This window comes from Novosphingobium lentum NBRC 107847 (genome assembly GCF_001590965.1).
Classification (GTDB): domain Bacteria; phylum Pseudomonadota; class Alphaproteobacteria; order Sphingomonadales; family Sphingomonadaceae; genus Novosphingobium; species Novosphingobium lentum.
The window spans coordinates 18379-38229 of sequence record NZ_BCTW01000016.1 but is presented as its reverse complement, the minus strand read 5'-3'; the positions used below and the strand labels follow the sequence as shown (position 1 = coordinate 38229).

Genomic DNA, 19851 nt, shown 5'->3' with positions numbered 1-19851 from the left:
AAGACGAGGTCGGTATGGCCTTCCGTTAACGCCGGACCGCGCCGGTGGCCAACCCCGTTGCCGGAGCAGTCTCCGCATGCGCCGCCGGGACCAGCGGCTTGGCGCCGTCGCCCAGGATGATGAACGCCGCCCAGTAGAACGGATGCGAGGTGTTGGGGTCGTCCATCAGCGAGACTTGCGCATCGGCCAGCGCCTGCGCCAGCGGTTCGCCCGGCTTGGCGTCGATCAGTCCGCCGATCAGCCGCTTGGTGGCGTTGAAGTCATCGGGCACCGGCCAGTGGCTGGCGATCACCGAGCGCGCGCCTGCCCCCACAAATGCGCGCACCAGCCCGTCGAGGGCATAGTTGCCGCCGCTGGTCACGCCCGCCTCGCGGCTGGCGCCGACGGTCGCCATGCCGGCGGTGTCGCAAGCCGACAGGATGACGAGGTCGGCATCGAGCTTGAGGTCGAAGATTTCGCGGAAGCTGAGCAGTCCGTCCGAACCGCTGTCGCCAAAGCTGGTGACCAGCGCCGGGCGCGCCGGGCAATCGGGGCGCGGCGCGGTGACGAGGCCGTGCGTGGCGAAGTGGATCACGCGGTACTGGTCGAGTTCGGTATTGCCCAGCAGCGCCGAATCGGAAAACGCCGCATCGGTTTTCACCGCGCTGCCGCCTGCCGAAAGCTTGTCGCGCGCGAAGATCAGCTCGTCGGCCGAAATCGGGTTCTGCCATGTCGTCAGCGGCCAGTCGCATTCATCGGCCACGGCGGTGATCGGACGAAAGCGCGGCACGGCGTTGTGCCCCAGTCCCAGGTAATTGCGCGGTGCGTGCGACGGTGCCAGCTTGCGGATGTCGAGGAACCCGCGCGGGCTCACCGCGATCGAGATTTCGCGTCCGCGCCCGAGCCAGTCGACCCCGGTAAAGTCGAACGCGTCCGAATCGAGCGCGACCGTGCGCTTTTTGTAAGCGATGATGCCCTTGTCCGACGTCACCAGCACCGCCGGCGGAAGCTGGAGCATGCCGCCATCGGGTTCGAAGATCAGGTGGTGGACGCCCGCGATCTGCTGATCGACCGGGCCGAACAGTTCAAGATACAGCGCGCGCGACTTGTCGAGATCGAATGGATAGTTCACCTCGCGGCCGTTTTCGACTTTCACCACGCTGTCGCGGATGACCTGTACCTGTTCGGTCAGTTGCGCCTGGGTGAGCCCGACCTTGAACACTTTCGCGTCCTTGGCAGTGGCGAACATCGCATAGAACTGCCCGCCGACGTTCATCAGCTTGTAATAAGCCTCGCCGTCGCGCAGCGCGCCCTGCAATTCGTCCAGACCGACGCGCTGCGGCGAGAGCACGTTGTAGCGCGGGAACGCCGCCAGCTTGCTGACCAGTTCGGTCTGCTCGCGCTGCAACGTAGCCAGGTTGTCGCGCGCAAGGCGCAGGTTTTCGATTTCCTGCGGGGTGGGTGCCGCGATGGCGGAAAGGCGGGTGATCTCGCCCTCCCCGCGCACGATTTCGCGGCTGCGACCGACCGACAGGCGGAACAGCGCCGCAGCCTCGTCATTGCCGCCCGACAGCTCGCGCGCCAGCACAGCTTGCGTCTGCGCCACGCCCGGGCGCTGCAGCACTTGCGATGCGGCGAACATCGCCTTGGCATTGTCTTCGGTGCCATTGGTCGAAAGCAGCGCGAAATAGGGTTCCATCAATTCGCGCAACGTGGTGCCGCTGTCGGGCACGGTGACGCTGTCTTCCACCACTTTGGCGAACAGCGCCTTCGCGCCCGCTGCGTCGCCGCGGCGCCCCATGAACGCGGCCTTGCGCGCCTGTGCCGAAAGCAGCGCGGGCGATTGCGGGTACGACAGCGAGATCAGGGTGATCGCACGATCGAACGAGCCGCCGGCATCGCCGTGCTGGCCCTGCGCTTCGGCCAGCAGCGCCAGCTCCATCTCGATTTCGGCACGGAGCCATCCCGCCGACGCCACCCGCCCGCCGCGCACGGCGTCAAGGTTCTTGGCGGCGCTGTGGAACTGCGCGGTGGCCTCGGCAAAATGGCCCTGAAGGCGCTTGGCCGTGGCCGAGAGCGCTTCGGCCTGCGCATCGAGCACGTCGGCGCGTTCTGACGCGGTCAGCCCGGGATCGATGCCGCCCAGTCGCTGGATCGACATGTTCTCGCGGTTGATCTGTTCGGCGAGCGGCATGTTGATGTAGCCTTCGCGCAGCTTCGCCTGGTCGAACTCCTCGTCGACCGAAACGACTTTGGCGGCCAGCACGGTCAGCGCCGCGCCGGGTTTCTGCTGGTTCAACTCGTTGATCGCGCGGTAGTTGCGCAGCAGCCGCTGGGTAACACCGTCGCTGCGCGCCAGCGCGGCGTTGCTGCTGGCGAACAGGCGGTCGGCCGCGCCGAAGTTGCCGAGATTGGACTGCTGCAACCCCTGGTTGGCCAGTGCTTCGGCCAGGCCCTGTCCGGTGTCGCGATCGCGCGAGGCCAGCGATTCGAAGAATTCGGACGATTCTGCAAACCGCCCGCCGTTGTTGCGAATATAGCCCTCGTCACGCGCATCGATGCGGTCAAGCTGGCCGGCCTGCACGCGCGCGAACGCCGCAGGATCGCTCACTTCGGTGCTGGCGACCTTGACTTCGCCCGGCATCGGCCGGTCGTTGACGATGCTGGCCAGCGCGATGCGCAGCGCTGGATCGTAGCCCGCCAGCCCTTCCACGAGGTAGCTCACGCTGCCCCGGCGCGTGGCATAGCGGCGATAATCGACCCCGCCTTTGCCATCGTGGCAGGTGACGCTGCCGACGCTGCCCAAGCCTTCGATGTCGGTCGAGGCGGCTTCGCCGCACTTCAGCACGGCACCGGGAATGGCGGATGTTTCGTCACCGATGGCCAGATCGTGGCGCACCGCGACGAGTGTTCCCACAGCGCCCGCCGCGTCACGACAGCTGAGGCGATAGGCGCGATCGAACATGCCCTTGAGGCGCACATCGCCCGGCGCGTTCTGCGCGGTGCAGGTCACCCCCGAGGTGCCCACCCTGAAACTGTTGCGCACTGACAGCGGCAGACCCTGCGCCATCGCGGGCGCCGGGATCGTCGCCATCGCGGCGGCCAGCGACAGCGCCGACAGGGTGGCGCCGAAACGCGAGTTGGTCTTGTGAAGCCGGCGGATCACTGCAGCTCTCCCTGCGTTGCGGGTTCGAAGGCGCCGATCAGCGCCGGGTTGCCGCTGCCTGCGACCGGTTCCTCGACCTTGACCGGCGGATTGAGCGGCCGGGTGTCGATCAGCGGTGCGGGCGGAGCGATCGGCCCTTCTTCGGCGGCGGCGGCACTGGCCGCCTTCTTCTCTTCTTCGGTCTTGTCATCGGACGCGGCCGGATCGTCGGTCTGGCTTGGCGTATCCACGAACACCGGCGCATCGGCCAGCGAGTTGGTCGACAGCGTCGTGACCTGGCTCGCCAGATCGGGCACCACCGATGCGGCCGACATGCAGCCTGTGTTGAACGAGCAGCCGTTGAGCGTGCTGTCCGAAGTCACGCCCGTCAGGTCGATCGTGGGATCGGCCTTGACCAGATCGAACACGCTGGTTCCGGTCACCGTCCCGGTGGGCGTGACGATCTGACCGTTGATGATGACCGACAATGCGGGTTGCGTCTGCCCGCCTTGCGTCGGGTTGTTCGTGGCCGGGGTGCTGATGTCGCTGGCGTCGAGCGTGGTCAGGAAGCCCGCCGGGATCGCTGCGGTACCGGTGTTCTGGATATACAGCGTGGAGTCGGGGTTCAGCTCTATCCCCAATGCGTTGAGTACGCCGTCTGGCCGCTGCACCGCCGCCGGCGCATTGAGATCGGCGGCATGCCCGACATAGAACGGATCGGTGGCAAGCTTGTCGAGGATCGTGCCCGACGCCACGTGGATATGGCTGGCGCTGATGCTGATCAGGCCCGCCAGCGCGCCGCTGGTATCGGTGATCGACAGCGAGCCGGTCGAAGCGTCGAGTTCGAACGTGCCGGTGTCGAATTCCAGCGTGTTGGTCGGCAGGAAGCCCTTGGCGCTGACATTGCCGACAATGCGGATGCCCCCGCCAGCCTGCAGCGTCGATGGGTTACCCGTGGCGAACACTACCGATCCGTTGGGATTGTCGATCGTGCTGCCCGATTGCGGCCCGGTGATCGCCAGCGTGCCGATCTGGAGGTCGATCGCCTGTTCGGGGTTGTCGATCGCGCCGATGGTCAGCGAACCGCTGTTGATCAGGCTCCATTCGGCCTGGCTGAGCGCATAGCCCGTGCCGGTCAGCCCATCGCCGATCAGCGCCTGCGTGGGATTGAGCGAGATCAGCGCGATCGTACCCATCTTGCCGGCGTTGAGCCCGGCGAGGGTCGCTAGACCAGTCTGGCTGACGCCTGCCGGCCGGATATCGATGTCGTTCGACCGAATGGTGATCGCCGGCGCGCTCCATTGCTGCGCCACGGTCACCAACGCGCCCGATTCGACCTCGACCGAGCCGAAAGCGCTGATGCGGTTGCCGGTCATCGCGCCTTGCGAATACGACGTGAACCGGCCGGCCAGAACCACCGGCCCGGTGGTCACGCTGCCCGCGACGCGGACCGGCGCGCCGAACACGGCATTGTAGTTGTAGGTCAGGAACTTGCCGCCCAACGGGCCCGACGAGGAATTGCCGATGAGTATCCTGCCGGTGGCATTGGTGACCTGGTTGGTGGCCGGATCAATCACGATCCCGGCCAAGAGGTTGCCGGTGTTCACGTTGGTGCCGCCGAGCAACAGCAGGTCACGCCCGCGCACGTTGCCGAGCGAGACCGAGGTGCCGCCGAACAGCGCCACATTGGCCACTGCGTTCACATTGCCCGTCACCAGCGAACCCGTGTCGGCACTGAACTGGACCGAGCCGTTGGTGCCATTGGCGGAAATGTTGCCGAAGACGGCGTTGTTGCGAGCCTCTCCCAGCACATACTGGCCCGAGGTGACGTTGCCCGCGGTGATCGAACTGCTCGAGAAGATCGAGACCGGTCCGCCGCCGTTGATGGCAGCGGCACTGATCGCGCCGCCCGCCTGCAAGTTTATGGGCCCCTGAACGCTCGACACGTTGGCGGTGGTGAGGTCGCCAGACGTGGACAGGACAATGCTGCCCGCAACGTTGCCGACCGATCCCACGGTCAGCGACGTGCCGCTGGACGCGGTGATGTTGCCATTCGCCGTGAGCTTCTGCAGGTTGACCGCGCCGCCACCACTGACCGCAATCGTGCCGTTGCCGGACGAAATCGCGCCTGCGGTGAGCGTGGCGCCGTTGCCACTGCGGAGCGTGATGTTGCTGGCGGCCTGGACCGCGCCGGTGCTCAGCGCCCCGGTCGCCGTCAGCGCCAGCGTACCTTGCGACGTCGCACCCGTGCTGGACAGATCGCCGGTGGCGCTGACCGAAAGGTTGCCGCCGGTGGACAGCGTGCCCGTGGTCACTTTGGCGCCCGACAGTGTCAGCGCGCCCTGCTGGGTGATGTCGCCCAGCAGCAGGTCGGTGCCGGTCGCGACGAGGAAATCGCCGGTGCCCAGGATACCGGCGGTGGTGATCGCCCCGGTTGCACGCATCATTCCCGACACGCTGCTCGATACCTGCCCGACCGCGATGGTCAGCCCGCCGTTGAGCGACAGCGTCGCCGCCGAAAGGTTGCCGGTGGCCAGCGCGCCGCCGCTGTCGATCGACAGCAGCGAGGCCGAAGTGATCGCGCCCGAGGTGAACGACTGCGCGGTGGCGGCGGAGAAGCTCTGCACATTGACCGGCCCGCTCAGGCCGATCGCGCCCGCCGTGCGGACCGGCGTTGCCGCGAACACCAGGTTGGGATCGTAGTTGCCGTTGAACGAACCACCCAGCGGCGCCATCGAATAGTCCGCCAGCAGCACGCGCGCGGTGGCGGTGATTGCGCCCAGCGCGATGTTGCCGCCGCCCAGGATCAGCATGTCGCGGCCCGCCAGCGTGCCGGTGGTGATCGTCTGCGGCCCGACCAGTCCGATATCGTCGAGCGCCTGGAGGTTGCCTGTCGCGATCGTGCCACCGCTGTCGAGCAGCACGATGCTGTGCTTGGCATTGGCCCCGGTCGTGGGGTTGACGATGCCGGCCGTGATGTCGGTGGTCTTGATGTTGCCCGACGAGCGGACATTCACATTATCGCCCGCCTGCAACAATCCGGTGAGGGTGACGCCCGCGCCGCCCGCGATCTGCACGTTACCCGGCGCCGTGATCTTTCCGGCCGTGATCGTGCCTGCGGATTCGACCGGGTTGGCCTGCAGCACCAGATTGGGATCGAAGTTGGCGCCTGTTGTTCCGTTGGCAGGGACCGCACCAAGACTGAGCATCGAGGTATCGGCCAGCAGCACGCGCCCGGTGCTGGTGATATCGCCGACTTTGCTGTTGCCGTGCGCGGTGATCAGCAGGTCGCCGCCCGAAATCGTTCCGGTCGAGAGCGACTGGCCAGCGCCGGTTACGAGGAACGTTTTCGCGAATACATTGCCTGCGGAAACCGAACCCTGGCCCGAAACCAGGAATGCGAACCCTTGCGACGCGGTGATATCGCCGGTCGTCAGCCCTTGCGTACCGAGCAGAACAATCGCCACCGGGCTGTTGACGTTGCCCAGTGCGGTCGATTGATCGGAACGAACGTCGACCACGAAGCCGGAATAGTTCGTGCCCAGCACCGAACCGCCGGTGTCCAGCGACAGCAGGCTGTTGGCGGTGATGGTGCCGGTGGTGATGTTGCCGGTCGTCGCCGCCTTGAAGAAGTCGCCCGTGACAACCGGCCCGTTGAGGGTCAGCGAACCGGCCGAACGGACCGGCGTGGCCGCGAACACCAGGTTGGGATCGTAGTTGCCGTTGAACGAGCCGCCCAACGGCGCCATCGAGTAATCGGCAATCAACACGCGCGACGTGGCGTTGATCGCGCCGAATGCCATGTCGCCGCCGCCCAGAATCAGCATGTCGCGGCCCGCCAGCGTGCCGGTGGTGATCGTCTGCGGACCGACCAGCCCGATATCGTCGAGTGCCTTCAGGTTCCCGGCGGTGATCGTGCCGCCGCTATCGAGCAGCGCGATGGTGTGGCTCGCGTTGACCCCGGTGGTGGGGTTGAGAATGCCCGAGGTGATGTCGGCGGTCCGGATGTTGCCCGACGAGCGGACATTCACATCGTCGCCCGCCTGCACCAGCCCGTTGATCGTAACGCCCGCGCCACCGGCGATCTGCACGTCACCGGCGGACGTGATGTTGCCCGCCGTGATCGTGCCCGCCGATTCGATCGGCGTGGCCTGGAACACCAGGTTGGGGTCGAAGCCGATGCCGTTGGTTCCGCCGCCCGGGACCGATCCAGCGGCCAGTGCCGAGGCGTCGGACAGCAATATGCGGCCGGTGCTGCTGAGATCGCCGACCGCGCTGTTGCCATGCGCGGTGATCAGCAGATCGCCGCCCGAGATCGTCCCGGTGGTCAGCGACTGCGCTGCGGCCGTCGCGACGAACATTTTGGCAAACACGTTGCCCGTGGTGACCGAGCTTTGCGAAGAGACCAGGAACATGAAGCCTGCCGCCGAGCTGACGTTGCCGACCGTCAATCCCTGCGCACCGGACAGCACGACCGCGCCCGGACCGTTTACCGTGCCGAGCGATATCGACCCGTCGGACGAAACCAGTACCGCCACGCCAGAATAGTTGGTGCCAAGTACCGCGCCGCCGGTGTCGAATCTGATGACCCCATTCGAGGTGACGGCGCCGGTGGTGATGTTGCCCGCCGTCGCCACATCGAAATTGTTGCCGACCACCACCGGGCCGTTGACCGTCAGCGAACCGCCGGAACGCACCGGCGTGGCCGCGAACACCAGGTTGGGATCGTAGTTGCTGTTGAACGCGCCGCCGAGCGGCGCCATCGAATAATCGGCCACCAGCACGCGCGCTGTGGCGTTGACCGCGCCGAGCGCCACGTTGCCGCCGCCCAGGATCAGCATGTCGCGGCCCGAAAGCGTGCCGGTGGTGATCGTCTGCGGGCCGACCAGCCCGATGTTGTCGAGCGCCTGAAGATTGCCCGTGGCGATCGTGCCGCCGCTGCCCAACAGTGCGATCGTATGGCTTGCACCCGTCCCCGTGGTGGGGTTGAGAATGCCCGAGGTGATGTCGCCAGCCTGGATGTTGCCCGACGAGCGGATGGTCACATCATCGCCCGCCTGCACCAGCCCGTTGAGAGTCACGCCCAGTCCACCCGCGACCTGCACGTCCTGCGCGGCGGTGATGCTGCCCGTGGAGATCGTGCCCGCCGATTCGATCGGCGTGGCCGCGAACACCAGATTGGGGTCAAACTGGGTAGGACTGATCACGCCCAGCCCGATCATGGATTGGTCGGCGATGAGCACGCGTGAGGTGCTGGAGATATTGCCAAGCGCGGCATTGCCGTGATCACCGACGATGAGATCGCCACTGGTGATCGTCCCGGTCGACAGGCTCGTGTTGGCGCCCATAACCATGAGGTTTCGCGCGAACAGATTGCCGGTGGAAACGGCTCCCTGGCCTGCGGTCACGAACATCACGCCATTGCTTGACGTCAGATTGCCGGTGGTGACGCCGAACTTGCTGGTCAGGACCACCGCCGCGTTGCCCGAAGCCTGGCCCAGGTTGATCAGATTGTCGGACACCAGGTTGACAGAGACGCCGGTGTAAACGGTTCCGCTGATCGAGCCGCCGCTGTTCATCATGATACGGCCGGCGATCGATGTAGTGGTGATCGTGCCGAGCGTAGCCGCCTGGAAAAAGCCGGTCGAAACCGGGCCATTGATGGTGAGCGAACCGCCGGTACGAACCGGCACCGCCGCCAGGATCGGCGCCGGGTTGAAGTTCTGGGTCAGCTGCCCGCCCAGCGCCTCCATCGAGAAGTCGGCGATGTAGACCTGCCCCGATGGAGCGGTGATCGGCCCGGTCCTGATCGCGCCCGTGGTGATGTTGCCACCACCCAGCGCGATGAACAGGTTGCCGGCTTGCACGGCGCCGACCGCAATCGCGCCGGGGGTGGATACACCGGCGCCCGCCCTTGCGGTGAGAGACCCGGCGGTGACCGAGGCCAGCGAGCGAAGGCCGATGCTGTACTGCGCACCGGGCGTGACGCTCGGATTGACGATGCCCGCGCTGACGTTCGCGACATTTACCGCGCCCGTTCCCGAGATTTCGACGGTGTCGCCTGCCTGCAGGGCGCCGGTGGTGATCGCGCCCGCCGATGTGACCTTGAGAACTTCTCCGCTGGAGATGCCGAGCGTCAACACATCGCCCGTGGCGGTGACGTTCACGCCGGTGGCACCGCTCAGCGCGCCGGTGTTGACCGCCGCGCCGCTGTCGATGGCGAGCGTCCCGGACGAAGTGATCGCCTGCGACATGAAAGTTCCGCCAGAGGCGGCGGAAAACTGGCTGGCGTTGATGGCACCAGCAATCGCGATCGGGCCGGTCGTGCGCACTGGCGTCGCCGCGAACACCGCGTTGGGATCAAATACGCCGGCCGCCTGGCCCGACGCCAGCATGCCGTAATCGGCCAGCAGCACGCGCCCGGTATTGTTGATCGCGCCAAAGCTGATCGCGCCGCTGCCCAGCCCCAGCAGATCGCGGCCAGTCATGCTGGCTGCCGTCAGCGTGGTCTTGGCGGCGAGCACCACGTCGCCCAACGTCTGTATTAGGCCAGCCGTGACAGAACCTTGGCTCGATGTGATCGTGATCGGGTTGAAGGAGGGTGGAAGACCGAATTGTGTCGGATCGGCCTGCACGTTGGGCAGCAGGATATTGCCGGTCGCGGTAAGCGTGATCGCGCCGTTTGCCCCGACCTGGAGATTGCCGAACACCGGATCGAGACCACCGGTCACGGTAAGCGTACCGCCCGATGTGGCGGTGATGGCCTGCGGTGCGCTGAGGCCCGACAGGTTCATGTCGCTGCCCGATGCAACAGTGATCGGACCACCCAGCGAGACGACGGCGGTTGCTGTCAGCGTTGCGGCGGCGGAAACGTCGACCTGGCCATTGGCGAGGATGTAGCCTGACAACAGCGCACCACCGGACGATAGCGACGCGGCACCGTTCGAGTTTACATTGCCCACCGACAAAGCGGTATCGCCGTGGACGGTCACCGACGTTCCGGAAAGGTTGCCTGCCGTCACCGAACCGGCATCGATCGAAATCGGTCCGGTGCCGGTGATGTCGCCCACGCTGATGCCCGCCAGCGCCACGGTGAACGCGCCCGACGTGGCGGCCGCAAACGACGTGCCGCCGCTGACCGGGTTGTTGATGAAAATCGCCCCGGTGCCGCGCACCGGCGCGGCCGCGAAGATCGGGTTGGGATCGAATCCCGAAGACGTGAAGCCCAGCGCCGCCATCGAGGAATCGGCGAACAGCACCCGGCCGTTCGGGTTGAGCGAACCGACCGTGCTCGATCCCGTGGCCAGCACACCGATATCGCGACCGGTGAGCGAGAACACATCGACATTGCCCGGCGTGACCAGCCCGATGTCGTGCAGTGCGTTGAGCGTGCCCGCCGTGATCGACCCGGCCGACTGGATCGAGATATTGTACTTGGCCGCCGGATCGGAGCTGGGGTTGACGATCCCCGCCGAGGCGTTGCCGATGGTCACGGCGCCGCCCAGAGATTTGAGCGAAACCTTGTCGCCTGCGTCCAGCGAACCATTTGCGGTCAACAGCGTGCCGGCGGTCAGGTCGATCTTGCCGCCTGCCAGGATCGGGCCAGTCGTGATGCCGGCATTGGCGGCCATCACGACGTCTGTCGGGGCTGCGATCGGCCCAACCGCGATGAAGTTGCCCGCAGTCAGGTTCACGCCGGTGGCGTTGATCGCTCCCAGCGTAATGTCGCCGCCGATCGCCTGCGCGGTGACACTGCCACCACTTGTGACGTTGCCGAGCTGGAGGCGCCCTGGCACCGTAAACCCTTGGCTGAACGGTGTATCGATGTTGGCATAGGCCACGATGTCGGAGTTGGTGAACAGCTGCAGACTCGACGCGGCATGCAGCGTGCCGGTCGTGACCGGCGCCGAGCCGAGCACAAAGTTGCGGCCGTTGATCACGGCAGTGTCGAGGTTGATATTGCCCGAATCGAGCGTCAGGCTGACGTCACCGGGGGTAACAAATGACAGGTTCCCGGTCAGGTTCAGATTACCCCCGGTCACGGCAATCGGGCTGGCCAGCGCGGTTGCGCCGATCACGTTGGCCGAACCTGCAAATCCGATGCTGGTGGCCGACACATCGGCGTTGGTCAGCGTCAGGAACAGCTGCTGGGCGGTAAGCGTGCCGACCCCGGCAGTCGATCCGGCTCCGCCGACGATCGACGACGTGAACGTCAGGTTCGACGCGCTCAGCGATCCGCGCTGGGAGGGAACGTTGAAGCGGTTCGTTGCGAGCAGGCCCGCGCCGCTGTTGCCATCGGCGATGGCATTGCCGCCAACACCGGCCACGCCGCTGGTGCCGCCCGACCCGCCGCTGCCACCTTGAGCACTGCCGCTGAACGTCGAAGCGCCGGTTAGGGTAACCGGGGCGCCACGCACCAGCAGGGTTGCGGCACCGGCTGTGGCAAGGCCGCCATCGCCGCCGTTGCCGTCGATCCCGCCGCCTGCGCCCGATCCACCAGCACCGCCCGCGCCACCCGTGGCGTCGCTGAAGGCAAAGATTGTGGTGTAGGAACCCGAGCCGGTATTGACCGCGCCGGTATCGATATCGCTGATCGTCCCGATCTGGATATTGCCACCTGCGGCTGCGCCGCCGATGCCACCCTTGCCCGCCTGTCCGGTGGACGATGCCCCGCCGTTGCCGCCGCGTTGGCCAATCCCGCGCGCGTCTGCGGACAGGTTGGTGATCGACAGCGTGCCGTTGCCCGCACTGGCCGCCACAGCGATGATCCCGCCGGTGCCCAGGCCGCCGTTGCCACCGTTCTGTCCGGGCGTGGCACCGTCGCCACCAATGCCGCCGACACCTTCGGCGACCGCCGAAGTATTGCCGATGGTGATGCTGCCGGCGCCCGCCAGCGAATTAAGCGAAAAGATGTCGACCGTTCCGCCCGTTCCGGTGCCACCGTCGCTGCCGGAAACGCCCTGACCGCCCACACCCTTGCTCGACAACAATGCCTGCGCGGACTGGATCCTGCCGAAGCGCGTGAACAAGATGGACTGTCCGCCCGTGCCCGAACCGGCAATCGCACCGGCCCCGCCGGTGGCATCGGACAGCAGCGTGGTGGTTCCGCCGATCGCAATCAGGCCGTTGTTGCCGTTCAGCGTCGGGGAGTTGACTCGCAGTTCCGCCGTGCCGCCGATCCCGGCGCCGCCGTTGCCGGCTCCGCTGGCAAGGTCGCCGACGCCGCCCAAGCCATTGGCGTTGAGCGAGACGTCGCTGGTGGTGCCGATCGTTCCGCCATCGCTGAACAGCCGGGCCGTGCCGCCGGTGCCGCCACCGCCGCTGGCGCCTGTGCCGAAGCCTGTTCCGCCCAGGCCCTGGCTCGATGCGGTGATCCCCGCGTTCACCTGCAGCGATCCGCCAAGGTGTGACACAAACTGGACGAAACCGCCCGTGCCCAGGCCGCCGGCGAGATTGCCGGTCTGGTCCCCGCCCTCGCCCGTTGCGACGACAGTGACCTGTCCGCCGAACGTCAGCGCGCTGTCTGTATCCGCGATGCCCTGGACCGAACCGCCGGTGGCGATCGCGCCGTTGGTCGATGAGGCGTTCCCGCCCACGGCCGAAGCTGCCAGCGCTGTTGCGCCGGCCACCGAGATCGCACCGCCCGAGCCGGTGCTGAACAGTGTTACGGTGCCACCCAAGGCCGCGCCGCCGTCGCTCGTGCAGGCAAGGCAGCCCGATCCGCCACCACCAACCGCGTTGGCTGACGCGTTGATCCCGTTGTTGATGACGATGTTCGAGGTACTGCCCGAACTCGTGACGGCAACGACGCCGGCGGTCGCACTGCCACCAGCGGTGTTCGTGGCGTCGATCGCGCCGCCGAACGCGTTGCTGGTCAGTTGCGTCGTGCCGGATAGCTGAATCACCCCGCCACTGTTGGCGTTGACGTTGGTATGGCCCGCGACTGCCGCGCCGGCCGACCCGCTGGAGCCGAACGCCGCTGCGCCCATCGCGCTGGAATCGAGCGTCGTTCCCCCGGTCACCGATACGGTCGAGGTGCCGAATGCGTTGAGCGTGGCGTTGCCGCCTGTGGCGGTTCCGCTGATGCCGGAAGTACCCGCGCCGCCCGTACCCTGCGCCAGTGCCTGGAGCGTGGAGCTGAACGAAATACCGCTGTTGGTGCCGCCATTGGCCGTGACGACGGCGTCGCCACCGGTCGCCGTGCCGACCGTGCCCGCGCCGCTCGCCTGCCCGGCCGTGCCGGAGGCGGACGTGTTCACCGTGCCGTTGAACTGGATGGACGAACTGTTGCCGAACGTGGTGAGGTTGACCGTCCCGCCCGTGGCGTTGCCCGAGCCGGCGTCGCCGCTGAACTGGCTGTTGCCCGAAAAGGCATCCGCCGTGACCGTGGTCGCGCCGCCGATGGTGATGGCCGCGTCCGAGGTCGCGATCGCCGCGATCCCACCCGTCGCGTCGCCCGACGTGCCGGCGGCTGCGCTGGCGGTGAATGTGTTGGCGAATACCGACACCGCACCGCCGAATTGCGCCGTGGCGCCGCTTGAGACAAAAATCCGCGCGCTGCCGCCGGTGGCTGCGGCGCCCTGGACCAGGTTCGACACGTTGTAGGCCACCGTCGTGGCGCCCGCGACATTGAGCACGGCCGCGTTGGCGACGTCGATGGTGGACAGCGTCGGCGCCTGGATGACCGACAGCGGCGCCACCACGTTCTGGTCGAGCGTGGTCAGCGTCAGGTTGCCGTTGATGTTGACGCCACTGCCCGTACCGTTGAGGCTGATGTAGGCGGTGGCGCCGTTGCCCGGGCTGGTCGCACCCTGCAGCGTGAGATTGGAGGAGAAATTCGCGATCGTCCCGCCGCTCACGCCGAGCAGATCGAAGCCGGTGGCCGAGGCCGTGAGGGCCGAGGTCGCGGTGACACCCTGGATGAATATCCCGGCCTGCCCGGTGCCCGCGCCGATCGAGGGGCCGGTGGTCACCGCATCGCCACCCGCGATATCGAGCCCGCCCGACAGGACGATGGCATTGCCCACGACATCGGCCGCCGCGGCCACGTCGAAGCCCAGCGTGCTGCCGTTGGCGATCAGCATGGTGATCGCCTGGTTCTTGGGAACCGCGACCATGTAGATGCGATGGTTGGCGCCAGTGCCGGAATTGCCCGCAGCCCCGGTGATCGAGCCGTTGCTGGTCAGCACCTGGTTTGCGGCGCTGGTGCCCGAGGTGGCCTGGATGTTGAACAGGCCATCGGGAGAGAATGTGATCGTGGCTGCATCGGCGGCAACCAGCGCCGCCGACCCGTTGACGTTGATGCTGCCCGATTGCGTGATCGAGGGGGCGACCACCGCGACATACGAGCCGGCATTGGTGGCGTTGATATGCGCTGCGCCTGCGATCTGCACGACCGAGCCGGCGTTGGCGGGCAAGAATGTCGCCGTGCCGCCGGGCAGGAAATCGCCCGAGGTGGGATCGAACACCACGTCGGACGCGGTCAGGCCCAGATTGCCGACGTCGAACACCGCATTGGCGCCGATCAGGATACCCGCAGGGCTGTAGAAGAGCACCGTGCCGCCCGATGTGACCGGCCCGCCGGCTGCCGCCTGCAGTTGCGACACGACATGGCCGTCGAACTGGATCGGCCGGGTCGGATCGGTGGGCAGGATACGATTGAGCACCGCAAAATCGCTCACCGCGCCCACGGCGTTCCTGAACGTTGCCGTGGTGTTGGCTGCCTGGAAGGCGATGGGAACGCCGTTGGCGATCGCGCTGTCGTTGGTCGACCAGTTGATCACCGCAGTGGGGGACTGCAGCGTGATCGTGGTTGTAGAACCTCCCGCAACGATCGAGGCGTTTCCGGCCACGATCGACCCTGTTCCCTGAAATGACTGCGCCTGCGCGGTGCCCACTCCAGCGACGAGCGCCGCAGCGATCGCCAGAGTCGACGTGATCGCCAGTTCCCGATGGCTCCGGTTCCGGGTCGCGCGCATCAGTTGGTCCTCCAGGGAAGCAGTCGGGCAGTCAGGGTCACCAGGAAGCGGACATTGCCGCGTGTCGTCTGCAGGCCGGCCCGTTCGGTGGGAACGGCCAGTGAGGTGTCGAGGCGGAAGCGCGCACCCAGTTCCGCGCGCGCGCCCACGCCGACCGAGCTGAGGTGCTGCGATCCGGGCTGGCCCTTGTTGAACACCCACGCCGCGTCGGTGAACACGAACGGCTGCACGGTGATGTCCCCGGCCTGCCGGACGGGAATGTGCGGACCGCGCAGTTCGACCGAGTAGCCCACGCCGCTGTCGGCTGCGATCGTGCCCGGATCATAGCCGCGCCCGATGGTGTAGTTGCCGGCGGAAAACTCCTCGAAGCTCAGCACCGGCTTGAACGCCACTTGCGCGCGTGGCGCGACCGCGATCGAGAACCGGCCCGCCGCCACTTCGAGCTCACCTTGCGCGCGCAGCACGGTCGCGCCGGGCGAGCCGTCGTTGCGGCTGGTCGGAACCGCCAGCAAGGCGCAACCGGCGCCGATGCACGTGCGGGTTGCGTCCAGCACGTCGAGGCCCTGGCGCAGTTCGAACGAACCCGCATAGCGGTATTGCGGGCGGCGGTTGGCGGTGTCGATCCCGTCGAAATCGAGGCGTGCCCAGCCCACGCGCAGCTTGTCGCGGGTCAGCGGGCCGATCACATCGACGTCCTGGTTGATGAAGTCGAAGCCGCTGGCCAGCCACACGTTGCGGGCCTGCGTGCGCAGCAGCGGATAGCGGCCATAAAGGCTGGCGAACAGCGTGCGCGCCTTCAGCGCGGGACCGGTGTTGCCCAGCGACGGCTTGGTCCAGGCGTATGTGAACTGCCCGCCCAGCACCAGGCCTTGCGAGCCGGGCCGGAATTCGTGGCTGGCCTGCAGGATGTGCTGTTCCTTGAAATCGGCCGTCGCGTAGTAGGAAAGCGTGGTCGCATCGCCCAGCCCGGTGATGCCGAACACTTGCGCGCGGAGCTGGCCGCCCCAGCGACCGGTCGCCGGCGCCGCCAGGTTCTGCACCGTGAGATCGAGCGTATAGGGCTGGCGCAGGACGGTGACTTCGCCGATCAGGTCGCCCGGGGCGTCGCCCGAAGGCCGCAGGGTCAGCTGGACGTTGTAGCCCGGCAGGTCGCGGGCCAGCAGCAGGTAGCGTTCGGCTTTGAACCGATCGAAGATTTCGCCTTCGGTGATCTTGTTGAGGTAATCCTCAAGCTTGCGTTCGGCGCCCTTGGTTTCGCCGCGCGCACGAATCGCCTTGACCCGCGCATAGAGTACTTCCAGCTTGACGTTGCCGTTCTCGATGCGCTGCGTCGGCACCTGAACCGCCGCCAGATAGCCTTTGTTGCGCAGGATCGTGGCGGCCGCGTCGCGGATTTCGCAGATGGTCGAGATCGGCTGCGGCTTGTCGGCAAACGGCTTCCACGCCGGTTCCATGTCGGCTGCAGATGCACCCTTCAGGCCGTTGAAATCGACCGAGCTTATCGTGACCTTGATGTCGGCGTACTGCGGATCGCCCAGCGGACAGGGCGAGCGTTCGATCCCGCCCTTGATCGACAGTTGCGGCGCCTGTTCGACAGGCGCCTGCGTGACGGCCTTGAGCTCGTCGCGACCGGGCACGCCCAACGACGACGGCACGCCCTGCCCGAACGCCGGGGCGGGCACCACCAATGGCGCAAAGGATGCCGCAGCCACGGCCCCCGCCAAAGCGAGCCGGCTGCGTCCCATGCCTGATTCCAACATTTAAATTGCCCCCGTCGCTTCCCCGTCGACGCGGCCCGTTTGTTATTTTTTTGAACTGATTGCGGATTAACAACCGTATTCGATCAATGTCAAACGGCACGAACGTGAATCAGCGATTAACATTCGATAACGGCTCTCCGCGCGGTAACGGTCGCCTCGATCAGGCCGCAGCACCATGACAATGCTTGTACTTCTGGCCCGAACCGCAGGGGCACGGCGCGTTGCGGCTGACGCCAGTGCCGGCATAAGGATCGTCACCCAGCAGCGCGGTATCGCCCGCCGCCATCTGCCCGGCCGACGATCCGCCGAGCGCGCCCATCATCGCCGCCGCGCCGGGAACCTGGCTGGAATCGTCCTCGCCGGTGAACGGATCGATGTGGCTGGTGAGGAAATCAGGGAGTTCGGGCAGCGCGAAATCCTCGGGCGCGCGCATGGTGAACTCGTTGGTCATGAGAATGCGCGTCACGTCCTCGCGGATCGTCTCCAGCATCTTCTCGAACAGGCCGAAGGCTTCCTGCTTGTACTCGTTGATCGGCGTCTTCTGGGCATAGGCGCGCAGGAACACCACCTGGCGCAGTGCGTCGAGCGTGGCGAGATGCTCCTTCCAGTGATGATCGAGTCGTTCCAGCAGGATGCTCTTCTCAAGCATTTTCCATGAATCAGCCTCCACATCGCTGACTTTGGTAGCCATTTTGGCATCGGCCATCTCGCGCAGGCGTTCCTCGATCAGCTCGGGCTCGACCGCGTCTTCCTGCATCCAGTCGTTCAGCGGCGCATCGAGCCCCAGCGTGTCGCCGATCCGCTCGTGCAACGCGGCAAGGTCCCACTGCTCGGGATAGGATCCCGGCGGGCAGGCATCGCCGACCATCGAGTTCACGGTATCGTGGCGCATGTCGATCACCACGTCGTCGACCGCGTCCGAATCCATGATGTCGGCGCGCTGCTCGTAGATCACCTTGCGCTGGTCGTTCATCACGTCGTCGTATTCGACCACCTGCTTGCGGATGTCGTAGTTGCGCGCCTCGACCTTTTTCTGGGCGGTCTCGATCGCCTTGGACAGCCACTTGGAGCCGATCGCCTCGCCATCGGCGAGGTTGGAATTCATCATCCGCGCAAACAGCGTGTCGGGCCCGAAGATGCGCAGCAGATCATCCTCGAGGCACAAGTAGAACTTCGACAGGCCGGGATCGCCCTGGCGGCCCGAGCGCCCGCGCAACTGGTTGTCGATGCGGCGGCTTTCGTGGCGTTCGGTGCCGATCACGCACAACCCGCCTGCGGCGAGCACGCGCGCCTTTTCCTCCGCCGCTTCGGCCTTGAACCGGGCGATCTCGGCGTCGCGCTCGGGGCCTTCGGGCGTTTCGGCCAGCTCATCCTCGATGCGGAACTCGACGTTGCCGCCCAGCTGGATGTCGGTACCGCGCCCGGCCATGTTGGTGGCGATGGTGACCGCGCCCATCCGGCCCGCCTGCGCCACGATATGCGCCTCCATCTCGTGGAAGCGGGCGTTGAGCACCGCGTGCTTCACGCCTTCGGCATTGAGATATTCGGACAGCAGTTCCGACTTCTCGATCGACACGGTGCCGACCAGCACCGGCTGGCCGATCTCGCTTTTCTCGCGGATCAGCTTGGCGATTGCCTGGAACTTGTCCTGGGTGTTCTTGTAGAACTCGTCGTCCTCGTCCACGCGCAGCACGGCGACGTTGGTGGGGATGGTGACGACGTTCATCTTGTAGATGTCGTAGAATTCGGGCGCCTCGGTCGCGGCAGTGCCGGTCATGCCCGAAAGCTTGGGATACATGCGGAAATAGTTCTGGAACGTGATCGAGGCCATCGTCTGGTTCTCGGGTTCGATCCGCACGCCTTCCTTGGCCTCGACTGCCTGGTGCAGCCCGTTCGACCAACGCCGCCCGTCCATCATGCGCCCGGTGAACTCGTCGATGATGACGATCTTGCCGTCCTTCTCGATGTAGTCGATGTCGCGCTTGAACATCACGTTGGCCTTGAGGCTCTGGTCGAGGTGATGGACGACTTGGGTGTTTTCGACGTCGTAAAGGTTGGAACCGACCAGCAGTCCGGCATCCTCGAGCATCCGCTCGACCCGCTCGACCCCGTCCTCGGTCAGCGTGATGTTCTTGGTCTTCTCGTCGGCCTCGTAATCCTCGGGCACGATCTGCTTCACGATCGCATCGACCGACAGGTAGAGGTCGGACTTGTCGTCGGTGGGGCCCGAAATGATCAGCGGCGTGCGCGCCTCATCGATCAGGATCGAGTCCACTTCATCGACGATGCCGTAGTTGAACGGGCGCTGCACCATCTGGCTGCGCTCGTGCTTCATGTTGTCGCGCAAGTAGTCGAAGCCCAGCTCGTTGTTGGTGGCGTACGTGATGTCGGCGTCGTAGGCTTCGCGGCGTTCCATCTCGTTGAGGTTGGGCACGATCACGCCCACCGTCAGCCCGAGGAAGCGATAGATCTGGCCCATCCACTCGGCATCGCGCCGGGCCAGGTAATCGTTCACCGTCACGACGTGAACGCCCTTGCCCTCGATCGCGTTGAGATACGACGCCAGCGTGGCGACCAGCGTCTTGCCTTCGCCCGTGCGCATTTCGGCGATTTCGCCGCGGTGGAGCACGATGCCGCCGATCATCTGGACGTCGAAGTGCCGCATGCCGAGCACGCGCTTGCCCGCCTCGCGCACCGTGGCGAACGCTTCGGGCAGGATATCGTCGAGCGTCTGGCCGCCGGCCAGCATCTCGCGGAACTTGGCGGTCTGCGCGGCGAGTTCCGCGTCACTCAGGCTTTCGAGATCGGTCTCGAAGGCGGCGATCTGGCGCACGATCTTGTCGAGCGACTTGACGTAACGGTCGTTGGACGAACCGAAGAGTGTCTTGGCAATGGCGCCGAGCATGACAAATTTCCTGTGATGTAAGGAGGTAGACGTCGCCAAGGCGCGGGGGCCAACGGCAGGATAAAGTGTGCGGGGCCGCGTGGT

General features: G+C 66.2%; 4 protein-coding genes. All 4 read right to left on the bottom strand.

All coding sequences use genetic code 11. From position 1 onward, the window contains the following. Positions 1 to 25: 25 nt before the first annotated feature. The 4 genes from NL2_RS14520 to secA all read right to left on the bottom strand — a co-directional run bounded on the left by NL2_RS14520 (position 26) and on the right by secA (position 19767). Positions 26 to 3145, bottom strand: coding sequence for a CHAT domain-containing protein (locus NL2_RS14520; protein WP_245647699.1), 3120 nt, complete (start codon positions 3143 to 3145; stop codon positions 26 to 28). Further along, positions 3142 to 15102 (bottom strand): hypothetical protein, encoded by an 11961-nt coding sequence (locus NL2_RS14515; RefSeq protein WP_068076417.1) that lies wholly within the window; start codon positions 15100 to 15102, stop codon positions 3142 to 3144. The genes NL2_RS14520 and NL2_RS14515 overlap by 4 nt, the downstream gene beginning before the upstream one ends. After that, a complete protein-coding gene (locus tag NL2_RS14510; protein ID WP_068076416.1) occupies positions 15102 to 16847 on the bottom strand; it encodes a ShlB/FhaC/HecB family hemolysin secretion/activation protein in 1746 nt (581 codons plus the stop codon). The genes NL2_RS14515 and NL2_RS14510 overlap by 1 nt, the downstream gene beginning before the upstream one ends. Before the next feature lie 175 nt (positions 16848 to 17022). Beyond that, entirely contained in the window at positions 17023 to 19767 is a 2745-nt protein-coding gene (gene secA / locus NL2_RS14505; RefSeq protein WP_068076415.1) for a preprotein translocase subunit SecA, read from the bottom strand. Positions 19768 to 19851 lie beyond the last annotated feature (84 nt).